Origin of the sequence: Rhodosalinus sediminis, from assembly GCF_003385555.1 — a bacterium.
Classification (GTDB): Bacteria; Pseudomonadota; Alphaproteobacteria; order Rhodobacterales; family Rhodobacteraceae; genus Rhodosalinus; species Rhodosalinus sediminis.
On sequence record NZ_QOHR01000098.1, the window covers coordinates 1 to 493 of the forward strand.

The window sequence follows — 493 nt, forward strand, 5'->3', positions numbered from 1 at the left end:
GTAGTCGTCGCCCTCGCCGCCGAACAGGTCGTCGTTGCCGAGGCCGCCGGAGATCGAGTCGTTGCCGGTGCCGCCATTGATGAAGTCGGCGCCACCCATGCCGAAGAGCCAGTCATGGCCCCAGGTGTCGATGATGAAGTCGTCGCCATCACCGCCGGCGACGATGTCGTTGCCGCCACCTGCGTTGATGAGGTCGTCGCCATCGTTGCCGCCGAGCAGATCGAAGCCGGTACCGCCCGCCATCGTGTCGTTGCCCTGGTTGCCGAAGGCGACGCCGCCGTCGGTCTCGATGTGGTCGTCTCCGGGAACATGGTCGGGAAGTGCATTGGCCAGCCGGCCGTCGCCCAGGATCATGTCGAAGCCGGCGCCGCCGTAGAGCTCGTCGTTGCCGCCTTCGCCGGCGAGGAAGTCGTTGCCGGCATCGCCGCCGAGCCAGTTGTTCTCCTCGTCGCCGAGCAGCGCGTCGTCGCCGTCACGGCCCTTGGCCTTGGTG

At 67.7% G+C, this 493-nt stretch carries 1 protein-coding gene; it reads right to left on the reverse strand.

Annotation, left to right across the window (positions count from 1 at the left end; genetic code table 11):
- Positions 1 to 493: calcium-binding protein (locus DRV84_RS15250; RefSeq protein ID WP_147298893.1), on the reverse strand; the 493-nt coding region annotated here is incomplete at both ends.